The organism is Streptomyces sp. AM25 (assembly GCF_058146165.1).
The window spans coordinates 407,190-427,656 of sequence record NZ_JBKIWN010000001.1 but is presented as its reverse complement, the minus strand read 5'-3'; the positions used below and the strand labels follow the sequence as shown (position 1 = coordinate 427,656).

Below are 20,467 nucleotides of genomic sequence, written 5' to 3'. Positions count from 1 at the left end.
GGCGCGATCCTGCTCACCGGCCGTCTCCGCCGGTCCTGGAGGCATGGTGAGCGGGACCCGCCGGATCAGGTGTCGTGCCGCCGTCGTCCGGGGCCGTCGGGCGCAGTTCCCCGCCATGGCGTCCGGTTCAGCAGATACGGGGAAGCTGTTCGCCGAGGGGCATGTCCACCACCCGGCGTGCGCCGACGACCGTCCGCATGACGACGCGTCCGGGGTGCCCGTCGGCAGGGGTCACCTCTCCGATCCTTGCGGCACCGCTGCCTTCGGGCAAGGAGCGCATGGCCGCCAGGGCCTCGTCGGCCGCGTCGGACGACACAAAAGCGACCATGCAGCCCTCATTGGCCACATGCAGCGGGTCGAGGCCGAGGATGTCGCAGGCTGCCGCCACCTGCTCCGGTACCGGGACCATGCTCTCGTCGATCTCCATGGCTACGCCCGAGTCGCGCGCGACCTCGTTGAGCGCTGCTGCGAGGCCGCCCCGGGTGGGGTCGCGCAGAGCGTGGATCGCGCTGCCGAGGCCGGCGAGCGCGGCCACGACACGGTGCAGGGGACGGGTGTCGGAGGCGAAGTCGGCCTCGAAGCCGAGCCCTTCGCGGGTGCTGAGCACGGCGGTGCCGTGAAGCCCGATCGGTCCGGACAGCAGGACTGCATCCCCGGGACGCGCGGCTGCCGCGGAGATGGAGAGCCCGCGGAGACGCCTGCCGATGCCGGTCGTGGTGATGAAGACCTTGTCGGCCGCGCCCACGCCGACGACCTTGGTGTCGCCCGTGATCACGGGCACACCGACCTCTTGGGCTGCCTTGCCCAGTGAGCCGAGCACGGCCTCCAGCTCTGTGAACTCCAGTCCTTCCTCCAGGAGCAGCGCCACGGACAGGGCCACGGGTTCGGCGCCGCGCATGGCCAGGTCGTTGACCGTGCCGTGGACAGCCAGCGACCCGATGTCGCCTCCGGGGAAGAACAGGGGGCTGACGACGAAGCCGTCCGTGCTCATGACCAGGTTCGGGTGGCCCGGCACGAGCGCGGCGTCCTCCAACGGGCCCTCCCGGACATCACCGATGGCCGGGAGGACCAGAGATTCCAGCAGTTCGGCGGTGAGCCGTCCGCCGGCTCCGTGACCGAGCAGGACGCGTTCGCTCTCCGAGTACGGCAGAGGACATCCGGTCGTCATGCGGGGCTGCCTTTCACGGTTGCGGTGGCGGTTCGCCCGGCGGAGTGGAAGGCCGCGCAGGTGCCCTCGGTGGAGACCATGGGGGCGCCGAGGGGATGACGGGGGGTGCAGCGGGTGCCGTAGGCGGTGCAGTCGGTGGGCAGCTTGGCGCCGGCGAGGATGCCGCCCGCGATGCACTCGGGATGCTCCGCGGAGTGCAGGGTGTCCACGTCGTAACGGTGTGCGGCATCGAATGCGGCGAATTCCGGGCGGAGTTCGAGGCCGCTGCGAGGGAGTTCGCCGACACCCCGCCAGGCGCGGTCGGTGATGCGGAAGACGCGGGCGACGGCGGACTGCGCCTCGTCGTTGCCCGTGCGGCGTACGGCCCGCACGTACTGGTTCTCGACCTCGGCCCGGCCCTCTTCCAGTTGCCGGACGGCCATCAGGATGCCCTCGAGCAGGTCGAGAGGTTCGAATCCGGTGACGACGATGGGCACGTGGTACCGGGCGGCGATGGGTTCGTACTCGGTCCATCCCATGACCGCGCACACGTGGCCGGCGGCGAGGAATGCCTGGACCTCGCACTCGGGGGAGTCCAGCAGTGCCGTCATGGCGGGCGGTACGAGGACGTGGCTGACGAGCATGCTGAAGTTCCGCAGCTCCAGGCGGGAGGCGTGCAGGACGGCCATCGCGTTGGCCGGTGCGGTCGTCTCGAAGCCGACTGCGAGGAAGACGACGTCGCGCTCGGGGTGTTCCTCCGCCAGCTTCACGGCGTCCATGGGGGAGTAGACGACACGTACGTCCGCGCCGCGTGCGCGCAGCGCGAGGAGGTCGGTGTGTGATCCGGGGACGCGCAGCATGTCGCCGAAGCTGGCGAGGGTCACGCCGGGGCGGGCGGCGATGGCCATGGCCCGGTCGAGGGTTTCCAGCGGGGTGACGCAGACCGGGCAGCCGGGGCCGTGGATCATGCGCATATCGGCGGGCAGGAGTTCGTCGATGCCCTGGCGGACGAGGGTGTGGGTCTGGCCGCCGCAGACCTCCATGATCTGCCACGGACGCGTGGCCGTGCGGTGCAGTTCCTCCAGGAGACGCCGGGCGAGCTGTGGATCGCGGTATTCGTCGAGGTACTTCACGCGGCGTTCCTCACGCTCGTTCGACGGTCAGGTCGAGGAAGTGGGCCGAACAGGAGATGCAGGGATCGTGATTGCGGATGGCCCGCTCGCACAGGCGGGTCAGCTCGGCGTCGGTGGTATCGCCGCGGGTGAGCTGCTCCTGGACGATCCGCCGCAGGTCCTCCTCGATGGCCCCCTGGTTCTGGGAGGTCGGCGGCACGAGACGGGCGTCGGCGACCAGTCCTTCGCCGTCGAGGACGTAGCGGTGGTAGAGCGTGCCGCGCGGAGCCTCGGTGGCTCCGTGGCCGGTACCGGCCCGTGGGGTGACGTCCACGGCCGGACGGGGCGGCCGTTCGTAGGCGTCGATCAAGCGCAGAGCCTCTTCCACCGCATACACAACTTCGACGGCGCGGACGACGATGCTGCGGAAGGGGTTGCGGCACACGCCGTCGAGGCCCGCGGCGCGGGCGACCTCCTGCACGGAGGGCGGTAGCAGACGGCCGCTGATGGCGTACCGGGCGAGGGAGCCCGTCAGGTGTCGGCGACCGTCCAGCCTTGCCTGGAGGGCGGTGGAGTAGGGCACCTGCTCCTCGACTACGTGGGCAGTGAAGTCCCGCACCGGGAAGGTGTGGCGGTTATGCCCGTCTCCGTAGGGAAGGACGGTGGGGGTGCCGCCGTCGATGGCGTAGGTGTCCGGTTCGGCGAGGGCGAGCAGGTCGGCGTCGCACTCGGCATCGGGGAAGTCGAAGCCGGACACCCAGCGGACGGTCTCCTGCGCATCGTCACGGGCTCGCCGCAGTTGCTCGGCCAGCGGGCGGAGTTCGGCGCGGGTGGGGGTGCGGTGGAAGCCGCCGACGCGGACGTTGACGGGGTGGATGGAGCGGCCGCCGAGGAGTTCCAGGATGGCGTTCCCGGCCTGTTTGAGCCGCAGGCCCCGTTCGACGTCCGCGCGGCGGTCGCGGGAGAGGTGGATGGCGCTGTCGTAGCCGAGGAAGTCGGGGGCGTGGAGCAGGTAGATGTGGAGGGTCTGGCTCTCGATCCACTCGCCGCAGTACAGCAATCGGCGCAGTGAGGCCAGTTGGCCGTCGACGGTGACGCCGCAGACGTCCTCGATGGCCCGGCAGGCACTCATCTGGTAGGCGACCGGGCAGATCCCGCACACCCGGGAGGTGATGTCGGGCGGCTCGGTGTGCCGACGGCCGCGCAGGAACGCCTCGAAGAAGCGCGGCGGTTCGTAGATCCTGAGCTGGGCCGCAGTGACCTCGCCGTCGTCGATACTCAGGTGCAGCGCTCCCTCGCCCTCCACCCGCGCGAGGGAGCCGACATGCAGGATGCGCGAGCCGCGGTGCGTCACGGCTGCGCCCCGTGCTCGGTGCCGGGCTCGCCGGTGCTTCCTTCGCGGTGCGGCGGTGCGGCCCAGCGGTGTGGCGCCTCCTCCGTGGTCTCGATCTCGGCAAACTTCGCGGCGTTGAAGGTGTGGAGGATCCGCAGGACGTCGTCGTCGCTCAGGCCGTCGCTGCGCAGCAGCGGGATCATCGCGGGCATGTTGGTCGAGCCGGACGGTCCGAAGCAGCCGTAGCAGCCGCGTCCGTAGGACGGGCACAGGGCGCCGCACCCGGCGTGGGTGATCGGCCCGAGGCAGGGGGTGCCGTGGGCGACGGTCACGCAGGGTGTGCCGCGCCGTTTGCAGGCGAAGCAGACGCTGTGCCGGGGGATGTCCGGCCTGCGCCCGGCGAGGAACGCGGTGATGACTTCCAGCAGTTGCCCGCGGTCGATGGGGCAGCCCTGGAGTTCGAGGTCGACGGGGACGTGAGCGGCGATGGGGGTGGAGGTGGCGAGGGTCTCGATGTACTCGGGCCTGGCGTACACGATTTCGCGGAACTCGTCGACGTCCGCGAAGTTGCGCAGCGCCTGGACGCCTCCGGCTGTGGCGCAGGCGCCGATGGTGACGAGTGTGCGGGATTCGGCGCGGATACGTCGGATGCGTTCGGCGTCCTCGGCCGTGGTGACCGACCCCTCGACGAGCGACAGGTCGTAGGGGCCGGGCTCGACCGCGCTGGATGCCTCCAGGAAGTGGGAGATGTCCACTTGGGCGGCCAGCCCGAGGAGTTCGTCCTCGCAGTCGAGCAGGGTGAGCTGACAGCCGTCGCACGAGGCGAACTTGAAGACACCGAGCCGGGGGCGCGTGGGTTGCGGGGTGCCCATGTCACAGCTCCCGTACGGCCAGCAGCCGTTCGGCGCGGTCGTAGCCGACGACGGGGCCGTCCCGGCACAGCAGCAGCGGCCCGAGCTGGCAGTGGCCGCAGTGGCCGGTGGCGCAGCGCATATTGCGTTCGAGGGAGACCAGGATGCGGTCGGCGCGCACGCCGCGGTGCAGCAGCTCGCGGGCCGTGGCGCGGATCATGACCTCGGGGCCGCAGATGAAGGCGGTGGTGCCGGCGGGGGAGAAGAGCGCCTCGTCGAGCAGGGTGGTGACGACGCCCACCCGGCCCTGCCAGCCCGGTCCCGGCCGGTCCACGGTGATGCCGCAGTACGGCCTGCCCCAGTTTCCGAGCTCGTCCCGGTAGAGCAGATCGTCCGGAGACCGGGCGCCGACGAGGACGTTGAGCCGGCCGTGGCCTTGCGGTGCGGCCAGGGCGGCGAGGACGAGCGGCCGCAGGGGCGCGAGTCCGATGCCGCCCGCGACGACGAGCAGGTCGTCTCCGGCGGCCAGGGCCAGGTCCCAGCTGGTACCGAACGGGCCGCGCATCCCGACCGACGTGCCCGGCCGGAGTCTGCACAGGGCCCCGGACACCGCGCCGGCACCCCGGATCGTGTGCAGGAGCCCGCCGTCGGGGAGGATGCCGGCGACGGAGACCGGGATCTCGCCCACCCCGAACGCGTAGATCATGGCGAACTGGCCCGGCACGAAAGGCGGCAGGGCCTCGTGGACCGGCTCCAGGCGGACGGTGACGGTATCGGCGGTCTCGGGACGGTTCTCCACCACGCGGTACGGCAGAGGCACGGTCGTCATCGAGGACCCCCGCTCCCAGCAGGGCCGTAAAGGTCGAGAAGCCGGGTGCGAGTGGACCGCAGCCGGTGGCCGACGGTCCCGAGGACGTAGGTGAGCAGCGCGTGGTCGACCATGGGGTCGTGCTCGCACAGGTCCAGGACCTTCTGGGCGTTGAACTCCCAGGCACGCACCGGACTGATGGCTTCGGCCCCCAGGTGCCACTGCCGGGGCGGGCAGACCCAGGACCAGCCCAGCAGTTCGCCCGAGCCGATGGTCTCGACGACGGCGGGTCGTCGGCCGGGCACGTGCAGGTCGAGGGAGACGCCGCCGGTGTGGATGACCCAGAAACGGTCAGCTTTGGAACCCTCTTCGAAGATGCGCGCCCCGGCGGGGAACGACACCTCCTTGGCGAGAGCCATCAACCGGTCACGATGGTCCGCGGGGATGCTCGGGAAAAGGCCGGTCCTGATCATGATGATTGGTCCTTCGCGAGTGCCTCCCGGTGGAGGGCATGGGCCTCCTCGGTGATATCGATGGCGACCGGGCACCATACGATGCACCGGCCGCAGCCCACACAGCCCGAGCTGCCGAACTGGTCGTGCCAGGTGCCGAGTTTGTGGGTGAGCCACTGGCGGTAGCGACTGTGCCCGGTGGCCCGGACGGGGCCGCCGCCGGACAGATGGGAAAAGTCGAGGTCGTAGCAGGAGTCCCAGCGGCTCCAGCGCTCGGCGTGGTCGCCGGTGAGGTCGGTGACGTCCTCAGTGGTGGTGCAAAAGCACGTGGGGCAGGCCATGGTGCAGTTGCCGCAGGTCAGGCAGCGGGCGGCGACGTCGTCCCAGCGTTCGGCGTTCAGGCTGCCGGCCATCAGCGTCTGGAGACTCACCGGTGGCATGCTGCGGCCCATGCGGCCCGCCGCGTCCTCGACCGCCTCGGCTGCCGCGGTGCGAGTAGCAGCGTCGGCCGGCTGGTGCGGCAACTCCGCGAGGACCTCAGCCCCTTCGGTGGTGCCGGCGCGCGCCAGGAAGCGGTGCCCGGCGTCGTCCAGGACCTCGGTCATGGCGATGTCGTACCCGGGCCCGGCAGCGGGGCCGGTGCCCATGGAGACGCAGAAGCACGTCGCACCCGGCTCGGTGCACTCCATGGCGATCAGGAAGGCGCCGTTGCGCCGGGCCCGATAGGCATCGTCCTGGTGCCGACCGCCGATCAGTACCCGGTCCTGGATGGCGATGGCCCGCAGATCGCAGGGGCGCACCCCGAGAAAGGCATACGAGGCCGGATCGTGCCGCTCGGGACGGACCGTCATCTCGCCGTCCGGTCCGCGGTCGGCGGTCCACTGGCGCACTCGTTCGGGCAGCAGGTAGTTCTTCCAGGACTGGGGGCCGGCGCTGTGGGCGAACGCGGCCCCGTCGTCGCGCGGGATCACCCGGTAGTGGCCGCCCTCCAGCTCCACGCCCCGGCCGTAGGGCAGTTCGTCGGCGGACTCCAGCTCGGCCAGGACGATGGCCCCGTCCCGCTCCATGGGGCCGATCACCGTGCGTCCCCGCGCACGGAGGACCTGCACGAGCGCATCAAGACCGGCACGGTCGAGGACACAGACCATGTTCTCGTCGTCGCGCGCCATGGACATTCTCCTGTCCGGTCGTATGCAGCGGCGGATCAGTCCTCAACGAGGCCGAGCAACGTCTGCTCGGCGGGCCGCGCCGGACGCGTGTCGTCCACGCGGTACGTCAGCTCGTCGATCACCGAGACGACCCCGTCGATCTGCTCCGTCAGCCGCAGCAGCACCGGAACCTCGCTGCGCCGCTCCAGCTGCCCTTTCAGCGTGACCACACCGTCCTGGACCTGCACGCCGAGCGTGGCGGGAGTGAGCCACATGGTGCCCACGATCACATCGGAGATCACTTCGCGGCGGATGGCCGGGTCCTGCCGGAGGAACACCTGCAGCAGGTCGCGGCGGGTGACAATGCCGACCAGCCGGTCCTCTTCGTCGACCACCGGGAGCCGTTCGACGCGGTGGCGCGCCATGGTCCGGGCGGCCTCGGCGATGGTGTCGTCGGTGTGCACGGTGATCGCCGGGCTGGACATCAGCCCTGCCGCGGTCCTGGCCGGAGCCCGTGCGGGCGCATCGTCGTGCCTCAGGTGCCACCGGCGACGGCGCGGGGCAGCAGGTTCGGCGGGGACGCGGCCCTGGTGCAGCACGAGATCGCTCTCGGAGATCACTCCCAGGACCTTCGTCGTCCACCACGGGCAGACCGCTGATGCAGTGCTCCGCGAGGTGCCCGGCGACCTCCTTGAAGGATGCAGAGGGAAGCACAGAGACGACATCGTGTGTCATCAGATTCCCGACCTTGCTCTGCCTCATGATCATCGTGACCTTTCGTGCCGACCACGCCGGTGTCAGCGCAGTCGCCGCAGGTATGGGTCGTGGGCACGGCGCGGCAGCAGCCGGATCCGCGCATCGAGCGCCATGACGCCGTCCGGGCTCGTCACCACCGGGTTGAGGTCTGCTTCTGAGAGTTGGGGCAGGTCGCAGGCCATCCGGGAGAGACGGAGGAGCAGCTGCTCCAGTGCGCCGAGGTCGACCGGGGCGCCACCCGCGTGGCCGGCCAGCAGGCGCGAGCAGCGCGGTGCCGTGATCAGGTCGTCCACATCGTAGGCGGTGAGCGGGGCGAGCCGGGCGGCGTGGTCGGCCAGGACGTCTGTCGCGGTGCCGCCCTGGCCGAAGAGCACGAGCGGGCCGAAGACCTCGTCCTGGACCACGCCGGCCACCAGTTCCAGCACATGGGGTGCCTGCGGCTGGACGACGACTCCGGAGAGCTTGTCGCCGAAGCGGGCGGCGAGGTCGCGATAGGCGGCCCGTACCTCCGCCTCGCCCTGGAGGTCCAGGCGGACGGCTCCTTCGGCGGTCTTGTGCACCAGCCCCGGCCGGTGGGCCTTCAGCACCACGCGGCCGTGAGGCCCGGCGAGCCGCCGCGCAGCTGCGGCAGCAGTGTCCTCGCCGCACACCCACTCCCAGGCGATCTGGGGGATGCGGTAGTGCTCCAGGAGTCGCGCACACGTGATCGGGTCCAGCCAGCCGCCCTCGGAGTGGTCGTCGAGCCAGGAGGCCACGCAGGCCCGGGCGCCTTCCGCATCGGCATCGGGCGGTTCCGCTGCTTCCTCCTGCGGACGCGCACGCCACCGGGCGTACGTCACAGCGCAGGAAAGAGCGCGGGCGGCATCCTGCGGGTCGGCATAGGCCGGTACGGTGCCGCTGCCCCCGACATCCAACAGTCGGACGCGCGCGGGCTGTTCGAGGAGCACGGCCAACGTCGCACACGGCGCCCGGCCCGGACTGTGCGTGATGGCCCGCACCAGGTCGTCACCCGTGGCTGCCGCGAGGGCCGTGGGGACGAACACGCCCAGCACGGCATCGACATCGCGGTGGGCAGCCACACGATCGAGACAGGCGCGGAGCTGCTCCTCGGATACAGCCGCCGTGGCATCGACAGGATTACCGGCGATCGCCCCTTCCGGCAGCAACGTCGCCAGCTCGTTTGTCAGTTGGTCCTGCAGCGGTCGTACGCTCAGCCCGGCCTCGCTGCAGGCATCCGCCGCGAGCACTCCGACGCCACCCGCGTTGGTGACCACGACCACCGAGTTACCGGTCGGCAGCGGCTGGGAGTGCAACAGGGCTGCGGCATCGAGCAGTTCACCGATGCTCCGGGTGGCGATGACACCGGCCTGCGTGAAGAGCGCGCGCCGGGTCATGGTGGGCGTAGCGGCCGCGGCCGTGTGCGAGGCCGCGGCGCGGCGGCCGGCCTCGGAACGGCCCGCGTCGACGGTGAGGACCGGCATCCGATGGCCGACCCGCCGGGCGGTGCGGGAGAAGGCCCGAGGGTTGCCGAAGGACTCCAGGTGCAGGAGGGCGAGGCCGGTGCGCCCGTCGCTCTCCCACCACTGGAGCAGGTCGTTGCCGCTGACGTCGTACTTGTCGCCGAGCGAGACGAATGTGGACACCCCGATGCCGAGCCGGGAGAGCCCGTCCAGCAGCGCGATGCCCACGCCGCCCGACTGCACCGCCACGCCGGCCGTGCCGGCCAGCGGCAAGCAGGCCGCGAAGGTCGCGTCCAGCCGGATGTCCCGCTCCGTGTTGGCCAGCCCCAGGCAGTTGGGGCCGACGAGCCGCATTCCGTACCTGCGGCATGTCGCTCGCAGCGCTGTGGCCTGTGCGGCATCCAGGCCCGAGGTCACCACCAGCAGTGCCCGTACTCCGCTTCTGCCGCATTCCTCGGCGACGGTGGGCACCGCGCCAGCGGGTACTGCGAGCACGGCCAGCTCGGGTGCACGGGGCAGGTCGGCGACGGTGGGGCGGCTGGGGACGCGCTCGATGACCTGGGCATGCGGATTGACCACATCGACGTGCCCGGTGTACCCGGCGGCCCGCAGGTTGCGCAGAATGGCCCGGCCCACCGACCCGGGCCTGCGGCCGGCTCCGATGACGGCGACGGACTCCGGCCGCAGCAGTGGCCGCAGGCTGGCGACGTCTGCAGTACGGCCCCGGCCTTCCACGGCGGACAGATACGTCTCATCCGGCGTGAGTCCCACGGTGACGCGCACTTCCGGGCCGTCGTAGCGGCGCCGGAGCGGCAGGCCCAGGTCTCGGAACACCTGGAGGACCGGGAGGTTCTCGGCCAGCGCGTCAGCAGTGAAGGTGTCCAGACCATCGGCACGGGCGGCGTCCACCAGATGCTCCAGGAGCAGGGTGCCGACGCCCCGGTGGTGCCACGGATCGGCCACGGCCAGGGCGACCTCGGCCCGGCTCGGGAGCAGCGGGTCCGCGTGGTACTCGGCGATGCCCACGACCTCGCCGTCTGTCCGGGCAAGCAGCACCCGCTCGCCAGGTCGCCCAGCGGCGCATGCCCGGTCGGCTGCTTGTTCCCCGTTCCAGGAACCCGCCGAGAAGAACCGCAGGCGCAGGTTCTCCGGGGACATGTGCTCGTACAACCGCAGGACAGCCGGCCGGTCCGCGGGCATGACCTGTCGGACCTGGACGGTCGTGCCGTCCGCCAGCAAGGCGTGCACGGGCGGAACCAAGGTGTCGGGCACCTTCCCGTCACCTCCCTCGGTCGTCTCCAGTCTTTGCCGCGGTCGGCTCGGGCGGATGGGCTGACCGGTGCAGGGCGATGGGCCGACCGGCCCTGCCCGGGGATGCCTAGGAGCGTTCGGGGAGCGGTTCGCCGAGCTCGCCCTCCACGGTGTCGGCCATGGCCCGCAGCACATCGAGGGTGCGTTGCGCCTCGGCCTCGTCGACCGTGGTGATCGCGAATCCGACGTGGACGACGACGTACGTGCCGACGTCCGCCTCGGGGGTGTAGGCCAGGTACGCCTCGCGGCGCACCCCGCCGAAATCGACCGTGGCCAGCCGCAGCCCGGCACGGTTGCGGATCTCCAGAATCTTGCCCGGAATGCCCAGGCACATCGCACTCACTCTCCTTCGATGCGGGCTGTGGCGACGGCCGCCTGCCCGTAGCTGATACCGCCGTCATTGACCGGCACGGCACTGCCGACCAGGACCCGGAGCCCCTGGGACCGCAGGAGCGTGCCGACCTCGGTCAGCAGCCGGGCGTTCTGGAAGCAGCCGCCGGACAGACACACCGTGCGCGGGGCTCCTGCCTCGACGGCTCGTTCCACGAGGGCGCCGGTCACTTCGGCGACCGTCCGGTGGAAGGCGGCCGCGAGCCGGTCCACGTCCTCTCCGTCGGCGGCTCCTTCGAGCAAGGTGGTGAGGGTGGGCACGGGGTCGTAGGCCCAGAGGCCCTCGGCGGGTACCAGACGCCAGGGCAGTGCTTCGGCGCGCACATTCCCCGCAACGGTCTCCAGAGCGACGGCCGCTTGGCCCTCATAGCTCACCTCGTCTCCGAGGCCCAGCAGCGCCGCCGCGGCGTCGAAGAGCCGCCCCGCGCTGGACGCGCGGGGGCAGTTGACGCCTCGCTCGACCATCGCCCCGACCACGCGCGCCTCGCGCGGGTCGAGACGTCCGGTGAACGAGCGGACCAGCGAAGAGGGCGGGAGCGGCGTGCCCAACGGTTCGGCACCGCAGAGGTATCCCAGGGCCATCCGCGCGGGCCGGCGGACGGCCGCCGCACCTCCGGGCATCGGCGCGGTGCCGAAACGGCCCACCCGGCGGTACCGGGCCAGGTCGGCGACGAGGATCTCGCCGCCCCACAGCGTGCCGTCGTCACCGAAGCCCAGCCCGTCATAGGCGACGCCGAGGAACGGTTCGCGGACTCCGTGCTCGGCGGCGCAGGCCGCGACATGTGCGTGGTGGTGCTGCACAGCGATCCGCCGTGCCACCGGGAGCTCCTTGGCCCATTGGGCGGACAGGTAGCCGGGGTGCAGATCGTGGGCCACCGCGCGCGGCTCGATTCCGGTCAACCGGACCAGGTCGGCGTACGACGCCTCGAATGCTTCGAATGTGCCCGCATCCTCCAAGTCCCCGGTGTGCGGCCCGAGGAAGACCTTCGCCCCCTCGGCGAGCGCGAAGGTGTGCTTGAGCTGCGCGCCGGCCGCCGCGATCGGCACCGTGGCGGCCATGGGCAGTGGCAGAGGCGCCGGCGCGAACCCGCGGGCCCGGCGGATGGTGAGGACCGTACGCCCCGCCGGACGGACCACCGAATCGTCGTAGCGCGCGCGAATCGGCCGGTCGTGGCAGAGGAACCCGTCGGCGACGTCGCCCAGTGTGCTCCTGGCTGCCGCGTCGTCGATCGCGATGGGCTCGCCCGAGACGTTGCCGCTGGTGACGACCAGTGGCCTGGCGAGCTCGTGCAGCAGCAGATGATGCAGGCCCGTGGTGGGCAGGAACAGCCCGATGTGATCGGTGCCTGGGTGGATGCCGGGCACGACGGCAGTCCGGAGCCGTGCCTTGAGCAGCACGACCGGCCGGGCCGGCGACGTCAGCGCGGTCTGCGCGGTGCGCGGCACCTGGGCCAGTCGCCGGACGGACGGGACGTCACGGGCCATGACGGCCAACGGCTTTGCGGGGCGCCGCTTGCGCTCACGCAACCGGGCCACGGCTTCGGCGTTCGTGGCGTCGCACACCAGCTGGTAGCCGCCGAGCCCCTTGACCGCGACAACGGCACCTTCGGCCACCGCGGTCACGGCTGCGCGGAGAGCGGCTTCCCCGGTGAGCCCGTCCCAGGACAATCGCGGCCCGCAGTCGGGGCAGGCGACCGGTTCGGCGTGGAAACGCCGGTCGCGGGGATTCGCGTATTCCGCAGCACATGGCGCGCACAGGGCGAAGTGCCGCATGGTGGTCCGCTCACGGTCGTACGGCAGGTCCTCGACGACGGTCGCGCGCGGGCCGCAGTCGGTGCAGTTGATGAAGGGGTAGCGATAGCGGCGGTCGGCCGGGTCGAACAGCTCTTTGAGGCACGCCGCGCACGTGGCGACATCCGGGGCGATCTCCCGGTGGACGGTCCTGCCCGAAGCGGCGGTGCTGCCACGGACGGTGAAGCCCGAGCCGGGAGTCGGGAAGGGGCCCGCAAGCGATGCAGTGTGCACGTCGCGCACCTCGGCCAGGGGCGGTGCGTCGTTCCGCAGCACCTCGACCAGCGTGCTCAGAGCCTGCCGCGATCCGGCCACGGACAGTTCCACATGGCCACCGGCGTTGAGGACCCACCCGTCCAGCCCCAGGCGCGTGGCGACGCGGTGGACGAAGGGGCGGAAGCCCACACCCTGAACCCGCCCCGAGACCGTGATCGTGCACGCGAACCGCTCGCTCACCGGCCGGGGCTCCCGCCGCGGGCGATGGCATCACGGTGCCGCGCGATGTCCCCCTCGACGCGCTCCGCCAGCGGTTCCACCACCGCGGCGACGGCTGGGGTCAGCCCTGTGCCCAGGGTGCTGTCCGCGCCCTCGACCGCATACACGATCATGTGCCGGGGCATCCGGCCGAGCGTCCGCGACAGCTCCACGGCCTCACCGAGGCCGAGCCCGTGGGTGCTGGCGGCTCCCGACTGCCAGGTCTCGTGCTTGTCCAGCTCCAGCCGGTGCACACGTCCCGGGTCGCCCGGATGGGCGTGGGCCGCGTCCACGACCACGGCCAGCTCGGCGTTCTCCCACAGGCCGATCAGGCGTCCGGGATCACCGTCGCTCGACGACAACGCGGTCCCGGCCGGCAGCGGCCGGGACGCGGCACGTTCCAGCAGCCGGGCGACGACAGCGGGGCCCACGCCGTCGTCCCGCCGGAACTCGTTGCCGACCCCGATGACCGCGATGCGGGTGGCGACCGCCATGGCTCACTCCCTGTCCTGAGCCCCCGTTTCCGATGATCTCCACAACGCGCGGATCCTGCTCGGGGCCGCAGCGTACAGACGTGCGTCCGGACGGGCCACGATGCGCCCGGGAGGGTGACAAGGGTCTCCGGGCAGCGGCAAGGTTTGTTCTCCTGAACGGGAGACGGAAGCGAGGCCGACCATGCCGGAGTGGACCTGGGAGTACGAGGGCTACGACCCGGCCACGGAAGGGCTGCGGGAATCCCTGTGCACGCTCGGCAACGGCTACTTCGCCACGCGCGGGGCGGCGCCCGAGAGCAGGGCCGGGCACGGTCACTACCCGGGGATGTACGCGGCGGGCTGCTACGACCGTCTTGTATCAACCGTGGTCGGCCGCGAAGTCGAGAACGAGGACATCGTCAACCTCCCCAACTGGCTGCTGCTGCGCTTCCGGCTGCTGCCGGACGACGGCGCGCCCGGGCCGTGGTTCACGATGGACGACGGCGGGGTCATCGGCCACCGGCTGGTTCTCCACCTGCGGCACGGCACGCTCACCCGGACGTTCCGGTACCGGGCGGCCGACGGCCGGGTACTGGGAGTGGAGCAGAGCAGACTGGTCCACATGGGGGATCCACACCTGGCGGCGTTGCGGACCATTTTCACTCCCGAGGGGTGGTCCGGGCGGATCGAGGTGGAGTCCGGCCTCGACGGGGACGTCGTCAACGCCAACGTGCCCCGCTACCGTGCCCTCGAGCGACGCCATCTCACGGGCTTCCACACTGGCACGGCCGAGCCGGACAAGGTCTGGCTGCGCTGCCGCACCAGGACGTCGGACACGGCCATCGGCATGGCCCAGAGAACTACCGTGACCGGTGGTACAGCGACGTTCACGGCCAGGGACGGGGGCGGTCACCGGGCCGTGCACCGTCTTGAACTCGCCGTGTCCGACGGGCAGTCCGTCACGGTCGACAAGACCGTGGCGCTGCACACCTCTCACGACCGGGCGATCAGCGACCCGTTCACGGCGGCCGTCGAACGCGTCGCGGTGGCACCGGACTTCCCGGCACTCATGCTGTCCCACACCGCCGCCTGGGAGCAGCTGTGGCGGCAAGCGGATCTGTACGTACCGGGAGAGGCGGGCCGCGTTCTGCGGCTGCACCTCTTCCACGTCCTGCAGACGCTCTCACCGCACACCGCGGACCTGGATGTCGGGGTGCCGGCGCGGGGCCTGCACGGCGAGGCGTACCGGGGCCATGTCTTCTGGGACGAACTGTTCGTCCTGCCTTACCTCAACCTGCACTTCCCGGATGTCTCCCGGGCCCTGCTGAATTACCGTCACCGCCGCTTGCCCAAGGCGCTGCAGGCGGCGCGGCAGGAGGGGCGGGCCGGGGCCCGGTACCCGTGGCAGAGCGGCAGTGACGGCCGCGACGAGACCCAGATGCTCCACCTCAACCCGAGGTCCGGCCGCTGGGTGCCGGACCGCTCCCGGCTGCAGCACCACGTCGGTTCGGCGGTGGCGTACAACGTGTGGCAGTACTGCCAGGCGACGGGCGACACCACCTACCTGCACACCAGCGGCGCGGAGATGCTGCTGCAGATCGCCCGCTTCTGGGCGGACAGTGCCGTCCTCGACCCCGCGAGCGACCGCTATCGCATCCGCGGAGTCGTCGGCCCCGACGAGTACCACGACGCCTACCCCGGCGCTGAACGAGTGGGAATCGACGACAACGCCTATACCAACGTCACCGCGGCCTGGGTCCTCACCCGAGCCCTTGAGCTGACGCGGAGCCTGCCCACTCGGCGGCGGCAGGAGCTGTTCGAGCACGGCGTGCTGGACGCGGGGCAGTTGCCGCTGTGGGAAGAGATCTCCCGACGGCTCCGGGTGCCGTTCCACCGGGGCGTCATCAGCCAATTCGACGGCTACGAGGAGCTGACCGAACTGGACTGGGACGGCTACCGCAAGCGATACGGTGACATCAGGAGGCTGGACCGCGTCCTGGAGGCGGAAGGCGACTCGGTCAACCGGTACAAGGCGTCGAAGCAGGCCGATGTGCTGATGCTCGGCTACCTCTTCTCTTCGGGCGAACTGTCCACCATCTTCGGACGGTTGGGATACGAGCTCACGGATGAGACCTGGCGCCGGACCGTCGACTACTACCTGGGGCGCACCAGTCACGGCTCGACGCTCAGCGGCCTGGTCCACGGCTGGGTGCTGGCCCGCGCCCGGCGCACCGACGCCTGGCGGTACTGCCGGGAGGCGCTCGTGGAGGACGTCGCCGATGTCCAGGGCGGCACCGCGCCGGAGGGCATTCACCTCGGGGCCATGGCCGGCACCCTGGACCTGGTGCAGCGCGGCCTGACGGGGCTCGAGACGCGCGAGGACGCGCTCTGGTTCGCCCCGGTGGAACTCCCCGAGCTCTCGGAATTCGGCTTCGCCCTCCGCTACCGCGGGCACTGGGGGATCGAGGTGCGGGTCTGCGGCAAGCGGCTCACCATCTGCGTGCCGAACTCGGAGGAGTCCCCAATCAGGGTCGTGCTCCCGGAACGGGCCGTCATCATCCACCCGGGCGAAACCACCACCCTCACGCTGCGTCGGCCATGAGCCCGCCGGGGACATCGATGACCGTATTCCGCGAATCAGGGTCGGAAGGCCCTGGAACAGGGACGGTTGGCCCACGTCGGTTCGGCCCCTCCTGGGAGTGCGCTGGAGAAGAGAGGAAAGCTGCTGCGCGGGCTGTGCCCGCCGCATGAGCAAGGAGGCAGGCCATGACGTCCATACGCGAAACACCATGTGGCGTCCTCCAGGCGTTGCCGCCGGGCCGGATCCGCGTCGACTATGCGGCTGGCGACTCCTATTCGATCGCCGTCCGTGGCCACCGCCTCGTGGTCGACCAGCCCGTCAACGGCGGAGGCAACGACGAGGGCCCCACCCCAACCGACCTGTTCGCCGCCTCGCTCGCGTCCTGCGTGGCCTTCTACGCAGGCCGATACCTCAAGCGCCACCAGGTCGACCCGGCCGGTCTGCAGGTGGATGCAGAGTTCACCATGGCCGGGGACCGGCCCGCCCGTGTAAGCGCGCTGCGGCTCACGGTTAAGACCCCCGCCGGGCTGGAGCCACAACGCCGTGACGCGTTCCTGGCGGTCATCTCCCACTGCACCGTGCACAACACCCTTCAGCAGCCGCCCGGGGTCAGCATCGCACTCGAATTGGCGACCCCGGCTGAGTACTGAAGTTCGCGGTGGACAGGAGGGCCACCGCTCTGCAGCGCCTCTAATAACAGGCCCAACGCGCGCCTTCACCGGTGAAATGGAGAAAGAGCAAGCGACAGCCCTTCGAGTTCGGGTGGCGGATCGGTGACGTCGCGAGGGGGGGCGGGGTTGCGGCCGTGGAGCGTGACGGACAGTTCTGGAGTGCTGGGGCCGACTTCGTCGCGGCGTCGGGGCTTCACACCAGCGCCGCGATGTCTAGCATCGTGATATGGCGATGATGACTCCGGAGGTCGCTGCCGGGCGGAGTGAGCTGGCGCCGGCGGCTGCCTTGTTCCGATCGCTCGGCGACCCTGCCCGTCTGGCGATCGTGCGGCGGCTCGCGGTCGGTGAGGCGCGCGTGGTGGACCTGGTCGACCAGCTTGGCCTGGCGCAGTCGACGGTCTCCAAGCACCTGGCGTGCTTGCGCGAGTGCGGCCTCGTCGGATCCCGGCCGGTGGGCCGTGCATCGGTGTTCTCACTCACCCAGCCCGCGCTGCTTGAGGTGCTGGCTGCGGCGGAGGCCGTGCTGGAAGCCACCGGGTGCGCTGTCGCTCTGTGCCCTGCCTACGGGAAGGAGAGCGACGCGTGAGCCATGAGGGAGGCAGCGGGATATCCACCCAGCGGGAAGGGGGTGGGTGTGCGTGCGGTCCGGGGTGCACGGACGTGTGCTGTCGCCCGCCGGTCGTGCGGGATGCAGCCTGGCATGCGGCGGCCCGTAGGGCGAAGCTGCTGTCGTGGATCTCGCTGGGGTACATGGCCGCCGAGGGCCTGATCGCCGTCATTGCGGCGGTGCTGGCCTCTTCGGTCGCGCTGCTCGGCTTCGGCCTGGACTCGGTGATCGAGGGGCTGGCCTCCATCGTCATCGTGTGGCGTTTCAGCGGTAGGCGGACCTTGTCGGAGACCGCCGAGGCGCGCGCGCAGAAGGCGGTGTCGGTCACCTTCTTCCTGCTGGCCCCGTACATCGCCTACGACGCCATCTCGACCCTGGCTGCCGGTGAGAAACCCTCCGCCAGCTGGCTCGGCATCGGCCTGTCGATCACGTCGCTGATCGTCATGCCGTGGCTGGGGCGGGCCAAGCGTCGTCTCGGTGCCGTCCTGGAATCGGCCGCGACCAGTGGTGAGGGCACGCAGAACCTGCTGTGCGCGTACCTGGCCGCAGCTGTTCTCGTCGGACTGCTGGCCAACGCCCTCTTCGGGCTGTGGTGGCTCGACCCCGCCGTCGGCCTGCTTGTCGCCGGCCTCGCGGTGCGCGAGGGCCTCGAAGCCTGGCGGGGCGAGGAGTGCGGCTGCTGACCGGGCCGGGTCGACCCGCCCGCTTATGCGTCCAGGGCCTGGCGGATGCGGCGGGACGGGACGAAAGTGTACAGGTCGAGGGCGCCGGGCGGATCTGCGAGTCCGGGCCCGCCGTCACGTATCCAGGCGGCAGTGTCCTGCGCGGCGTCCGCGTCGTTGACCAGCCCGAGCCAGACCGGTCGTCCACCGGCTTTGCGCCCTTCCGCTGAGGGCTGGACAACGATGACGTTGGCGTGTTCGCAGGCGTCCAGGCAATTGGTCACGCGTACCTGGGCCGAGTCCGGGAGGGACCGTCGGAGTTCGGCAAGCTGGGCGGTGTGGTCGAGGCCAGGGATCTTGGGTGTGCCGCAGCAGCAGCCGCGGCAGACGGTGATCGTGCAGCGGGCTGCCCCCGTGGTGGCGGGGGCAGCCTTGCGGTTGGCGCGGCGGCTCACTGGCCGTTTCCGCTGCGGGCGCGACGCCATGCCGCGTCGGCCAGCAAGCGCAGGCCGTTGAGGCCGACGATCACGGTGGAGCCCTCATGCCCGGCCACGCCGAGCGGCAGCGGCAGAGTGCCAGCAAGGTCCCAGATGACCAGGCCCGTGATGAACACCGAGGCGATGACCAGGTTCTGCACCACCAGATGCCGGGCCTGGCGCGAGAGCGCCACGACCGTGGGAATGGTGGCGAGTTCGTCGCGGACAACGACGGCGTCGGCGGTCTCCAGAGCGAGGTCGGATCCGGCGCGGCCCATGGCGATGCCGGTGTGGGCTGCGGCGAGCGCCGGGGCGTCGTTGACGCCGTCGCCGACGACGAGCACCTTCCGGCCTGCCTGTTCCAGCTCCTGAACAGTCGTGACCTTGTCCTGAGGCAGGAGTCCCGCGCGGACGTCGGTGATGCCGACCTCGGTCGCGAGGCGGGTGGCTGCGCGCGGGTTGTCGCCGGTGACCAGGATCGGGTTGGTGCCGGTCAGGGTGGACAGGGCGGCGACGGTGGAGGTGGCCTCGTCGCGCAGGCGGTCGGCGATGCCGAGCACACCGACGGGGACGTCGTCCGCCTCGACCAGGACGGCAGTGCGGCCATCGGCTTCCAGCTGTGCTGCAACCTCTGCTGCGGGGTGGTCGCCCCGGCCGTTCAGGAGACGAGCGGGGCTGCCGACAGCGACCGCGCGGCCGTCGACGCTGGCGGTGACGCCGGTGCCGGGTGCGGAAGCGAAGTCCTCCACCACGGGGATGGCCAGGCCGCGTGTGCGGGCGGCGTCAACGATCGCGCGGGCCAGGGGGTGTTCGCTGGGGTGCTCGGCCGCCGCCGCCAGCGTCAGCAGCGCGTCCTCGTCAAGGCCGGATGCGGGCAGAGGACGGACGTCGGTGACGCGGGGAGTGCCTTCGGTGAGGGTGCCGGTTTTATCCAACGCCACCTGGTCGATCTGTCCGAGCCGCTCCATGACCACCGCCGACTTCACCAGCACACCGTGACGTCCGGCGTTGGCAATGGCGGACAGCAGCGGCGGCATCGTTGCCAGCACCACCGCGCACGGCGAGGCGACGATCATGAACGTCATCGCCCGCAGCAGCGTCGGCTGCAAGGCGGCGCCGAAGAGCAGGGGAAGCGCGAACAGGGCCAGGGTGGCGGCCACCATGCCGATGGAGTACCGCTGTTCGACCTTCTCGATGAACAGCTGGGTCGGCGCCTTGGTCTCGGATGCCTCCTCGACCATGGCCACGATCCGGGCGATCACCGAGTCCGACGGGTCGCGCTCGACCTTCACCCGCAGGACACCCGTGCCGTTGAGCGTGCCGGCGAAGACCTCGTCCCCGGTCTCCTTGGCGATGGGCAGGGGCTCGCCGGTGATAGTGGCCTGGTCGACCTCGCTCGCCCCGTCCAGGACCCGTCCGTCGGCGCCAATCCGCTCACCGGGCCGCACCAGCACGGTGTCGCCCACGGCCAGCTGCTCGGTCGGGACGGTCTCCTCGGTGCCGTCATCCAGCAGCCGGGTCGCCGTCGCCGGAGCGAGGTCGAGCAGGCCGCGTACCGAGTCGGCAGTGCGGGCAGTGGCGATGGCCTCCAGGGCGCCGGAGGTCGCGAAGATGACGATCAACAGGGCGCCGTCCAGCACCTGCCCGATCGCCGCCGCGCCGATCGCGGCGACGACCATCAGCAGGTCCACGTCGAGGGTCTTCTCGCGCAGTGCTTGAAGCCCGGCCCAACCGGGCTCCCAGCCACCGGTGATGTAGGCCAGCGCGTACAGCGGGCCCCACGCCCACGCGGGGGCACCCAGCAGATGCAGCGGGAACGCGATCAGAAACAGCACCAGGGCCGCCGCTGCCCAGCGTGCTTCGGGCAAAGCGAAGATCCGCGTACGACGGCGGGGCGCCGTCACGTCACGGACGGCGCCGCTCGGCGGCGCCGGGCAGGTCAGGGTGGAAGACATCGCAGCGGG

Annotated in this window: 18 protein-coding genes and 1 pseudogene; 4 read left to right on the top strand and 15 right to left on the bottom strand. The window is 71.1% G+C overall.

The genetic code is table 11. The features are described 5' to 3' along the window. Positions 1-127 precede the first annotated feature (127 nt). The 13 genes and pseudogenes from hypE to ACLHRZ_RS01585 all read right to left on the bottom strand — a co-directional run bounded on the left by hypE (position 128) and on the right by ACLHRZ_RS01585 (position 13,527). Positions 128-1,168: a hydrogenase expression/formation protein HypE gene (gene hypE, locus ACLHRZ_RS01645; RefSeq protein WP_490416347.1), complete on the bottom strand. Its 1,041-nt coding sequence runs from the start codon at positions 1,166-1,168 to the stop codon at positions 128-130. Next, positions 1,165-2,280 (bottom strand): hydrogenase formation protein HypD, encoded by a 1,116-nt coding sequence (gene hypD, locus ACLHRZ_RS01640; RefSeq protein ID WP_490416346.1) that lies wholly within the window; start codon positions 2,278-2,280, stop codon positions 1,165-1,167. Before hypD ends, hypE begins: the two co-directional genes overlap by 4 nt. A 10-nt stretch (positions 2,281-2,290) precedes the next feature. Beyond that, positions 2,291-3,613 carry a Ni/Fe hydrogenase subunit alpha gene (locus tag ACLHRZ_RS01635; protein WP_490416345.1) on the bottom strand — a complete coding sequence of 441 codons (1,323 nt, stop codon included), beginning with the start codon at positions 3,611-3,613 and terminating at the stop codon, positions 2,291-2,293. Continuing rightward, complete coding sequence (locus ACLHRZ_RS01630) at positions 3,610-4,464, bottom strand: NADH-quinone oxidoreductase subunit B family protein (RefSeq protein ID WP_490416344.1); 855 nt, start codon at positions 4,462-4,464, stop codon at positions 3,610-3,612. Before ACLHRZ_RS01630 ends, ACLHRZ_RS01635 begins: the two co-directional genes overlap by 4 nt. 1 nt (position 4,465) lies before the next feature. Further along, positions 4,466-5,272 carry an FAD/NAD(P)-binding protein gene (locus tag ACLHRZ_RS01625; protein WP_490416343.1) on the bottom strand — a complete coding sequence of 269 codons (807 nt, stop codon included), beginning with the start codon at positions 5,270-5,272 and terminating at the stop codon, positions 4,466-4,468. Further along, on the bottom strand, positions 5,269-5,724 hold the full coding sequence (locus tag ACLHRZ_RS01620; RefSeq protein WP_490416342.1) for a Crp/Fnr family transcriptional regulator: 456 nt from the start codon (positions 5,722-5,724) through the stop codon (positions 5,269-5,271). The genes ACLHRZ_RS01625 and ACLHRZ_RS01620 overlap by 4 nt, the downstream gene beginning before the upstream one ends. After that, positions 5,721-6,872: a 4Fe-4S dicluster domain-containing protein gene (locus ACLHRZ_RS01615; RefSeq protein ID WP_490416341.1), complete on the bottom strand. Its 1,152-nt coding sequence runs from the start codon at positions 6,870-6,872 to the stop codon at positions 5,721-5,723. The genes ACLHRZ_RS01620 and ACLHRZ_RS01615 overlap by 4 nt, the downstream gene beginning before the upstream one ends. Before the next feature lie 35 nt (positions 6,873-6,907). Next, complete coding sequence (locus ACLHRZ_RS01610; protein ID WP_490416340.1) at positions 6,908-7,471, bottom strand: CBS domain-containing protein; 564 nt, start codon at positions 7,469-7,471, stop codon at positions 6,908-6,910. Between the two features lie 64 nt (positions 7,472-7,535). Next, positions 7,536-7,586, bottom strand: a pseudogene (locus tag ACLHRZ_RS01605) (hypothetical protein); the annotation flags it as partial. 62 nt (positions 7,587-7,648) lie between these two features. Beyond that, on the bottom strand, positions 7,649-10,339 hold the full coding sequence (locus ACLHRZ_RS01600; protein WP_490416339.1) for a bifunctional acetate--CoA ligase family protein/GNAT family N-acetyltransferase: 2,691 nt from the start codon (positions 10,337-10,339) through the stop codon (positions 7,649-7,651). A 106-nt stretch (positions 10,340-10,445) separates the two neighbouring features. Then, entirely contained in the window at positions 10,446-10,712 is a 267-nt protein-coding gene (locus tag ACLHRZ_RS01595) for a HypC/HybG/HupF family hydrogenase formation chaperone (protein WP_490416338.1), read from the bottom strand. Positions 10,713-10,717: 5 nt separating this feature from the next. Further along, positions 10,718-13,015: a carbamoyltransferase HypF gene (gene hypF / locus ACLHRZ_RS01590; RefSeq protein ID WP_490416337.1), complete on the bottom strand. Its 2,298-nt coding sequence runs from the start codon at positions 13,013-13,015 to the stop codon at positions 10,718-10,720. After that, a complete protein-coding gene (locus ACLHRZ_RS01585) occupies positions 13,012-13,527 on the bottom strand; it encodes a hydrogenase maturation protease (RefSeq protein WP_490416336.1) in 516 nt (171 codons plus the stop codon). Before ACLHRZ_RS01585 ends, hypF begins: the two co-directional genes overlap by 4 nt. A 181-nt stretch (positions 13,528-13,708) precedes the next feature. Between ACLHRZ_RS01585 and ACLHRZ_RS01580 the strand changes: the two genes are divergently transcribed. The 4 genes from ACLHRZ_RS01580 to ACLHRZ_RS01565 all read left to right on the top strand — a co-directional run bounded on the left by ACLHRZ_RS01580 (position 13,709) and on the right by ACLHRZ_RS01565 (position 18,048). Beyond that, entirely contained in the window at positions 13,709-16,108 is a 2,400-nt protein-coding gene (locus ACLHRZ_RS01580; protein WP_490416335.1) for a glycoside hydrolase family 65 protein, read from the top strand. A gap of 164 nt (positions 16,109-16,272) precedes the next feature. Continuing rightward, positions 16,273-16,737 (top strand): OsmC family protein, encoded by a 465-nt coding sequence (locus ACLHRZ_RS01575; protein WP_490416334.1) that lies wholly within the window; start codon positions 16,273-16,275, stop codon positions 16,735-16,737. A gap of 247 nt (positions 16,738-16,984) precedes the next feature. Further along, on the top strand, positions 16,985-17,344 hold the full coding sequence (locus ACLHRZ_RS01570; RefSeq protein WP_490416333.1) for an ArsR/SmtB family transcription factor: 360 nt from the start codon (positions 16,985-16,987) through the stop codon (positions 17,342-17,344). A gap of 95 nt (positions 17,345-17,439) precedes the next feature. Continuing rightward, entirely contained in the window at positions 17,440-18,048 is a 609-nt protein-coding gene (locus ACLHRZ_RS01565; protein ID WP_490416332.1) for a cation efflux transmembrane domain-containing protein, read from the top strand. A gap of 23 nt (positions 18,049-18,071) precedes the next feature. On the opposite strand, the gene ACLHRZ_RS01560 is transcribed toward ACLHRZ_RS01565, so the two are convergent. Continuing rightward, positions 18,072-18,482: a (2Fe-2S) ferredoxin domain-containing protein gene (locus ACLHRZ_RS01560; RefSeq protein WP_490416331.1), complete on the bottom strand. Its 411-nt coding sequence runs from the start codon at positions 18,480-18,482 to the stop codon at positions 18,072-18,074. Next, the gene (locus ACLHRZ_RS01555; protein WP_490416330.1) at positions 18,479-20,458 is read right to left on the bottom strand and encodes a heavy metal translocating P-type ATPase; all 1,980 of its coding nucleotides are present in this window, start codon (positions 20,456-20,458) and stop codon (positions 18,479-18,481) included. The genes ACLHRZ_RS01560 and ACLHRZ_RS01555 overlap by 4 nt, the downstream gene beginning before the upstream one ends. Positions 20,459-20,467 lie beyond the last annotated feature (9 nt).